Source organism: Cellulomonas sp. GbtcB1 (assembly GCF_019091725.1).
Lineage (GTDB): Bacteria > Actinomycetota > Actinomycetes > Actinomycetales > Cellulomonadaceae > Cellulomonas.
This window is the reverse complement of record NZ_JAGXJG010000120.1, coordinates 1-1,202: the sequence shown is the minus strand read 5'-3', so window position 1 is coordinate 1,202 and position 1,202 is coordinate 1. Positions and strand designations below refer to the sequence as shown.

1 protein-coding gene and 1 pseudogene are annotated in these 1,202 nt (G+C 81.3%); both read right to left on the bottom strand.

Going from position 1 to position 1,202, the window contains the following annotated elements; translation table 11 throughout:
* A partial coding sequence (locus KVT14_RS20005; RefSeq protein ID WP_217617264.1) for a GTPase occupies window positions 1–907 on the bottom strand: 907 nt, incomplete at its 3' end.
* Window positions 904–1,202 (bottom strand): annotated as a pseudogene (locus tag KVT14_RS20000) (hypothetical protein); the annotation flags it as partial. The gene KVT14_RS20005 and the pseudogene KVT14_RS20000, both read right to left, overlap by 4 nt.

Sequence of the window (1,202 nt, the reverse complement as noted above, 5' to 3'; positions counted from 1 at the left end):
GCACCGCCGCGCGCCGCACCGCCTCGACCACCACCGGCACACCCGCGGCCTCGGCGAGCGCGTCCGCGAGCGCCGGCAGGCCGCCGTCGTCCCGGCCCCGCCGCCGACCCGGTGCCGCCCCGCACGCGTCGAGCACCCGGCGCGCGGCCACCTCGACGTCGGCCGTCATCCGCGCGACGGCGACCCGGCGGCGCTCGGCGGCGTCGTCGAGCAGGTCGCGCAGCGCGGGCACGCCCTCGCCCGTGCGTGCCGACAGGGCCAGCGTCCGCACCCCGGGCAGCCCGTCCGCGGCCGCCAGCCGGCGCAGGTCGCCGAGCACGGCGTCGACCTCGGCGGGCGCGAGCCGGTCCGCCTGGTTGAGCACGAGCACGACCACCTCGGCGTGCCGGGCGAGCGGACGCAGGTAGCGCTCGTGCAGGGCCGCGTCGGCGTATTTCTGCGGGTCGACGACCCAGACCAGCAGGTCGACCCGCTCGATCAGGTGCTCGGCGCGCAGCCGGTGCGCCTCGACGACGGAGTCGTGGTCCGGCAGGTCGAGCAGCACCAGCCGCGAGCCCGCCGCGCCCGGCCCGGCGGGCAGCCCGTGCCGTCGCCGCACCCCGAGCCAGTCGAGCAGCGGGTCCGCGCCCGGCCCGCGCACGGCCGCGAGCGCCTCGCCGGTCGTCGGCCGCTGAACGCCCGGACGGGCGATCTCCTCACCGACGAGGGCGTTCACCAGCGACGACTTCCCCGACCCGGTGGCGCCGGCGAGCGCGACGACGGTGTGCTCGGCGGACAGGGCCGCCCGCTCGCCGACCCTCGCCAGCACCGTGCGGCCGTCCGCGACGGCGTCCGCGGGCAGCCGACCCTCCCCCGCGTCGAGCGCCGCGGTGAGGGCGGTGACGCGGTCGTGCAGCGGGAGGCTCATCCGCGGTCCTCCCGGCCGAGCAGCCGCCGCCAGAACCCGCCGCGGTGCCGGTCGCCCGGGTCGTCGGTGCCGGACGTCTCGACACCGCCGGGGGCGTCCGGTCCCTCGCCGGCCCGGCCGCCGGCCCCCGCGGAGGCCGAGGTGGCGGACCACGTCCCGCCGCCCGCGCCCGGGGTCCTGCCCGGCCCGGCGCCGCCGGACACCGCGCGCCACCGGTCCGCGCCCCGCAGGCTCGTCGTCCCGGCGGGCGCGGCCGTCGTCCCGCCGACGGCGGCGTCGCCGGGCCCCGGACGCG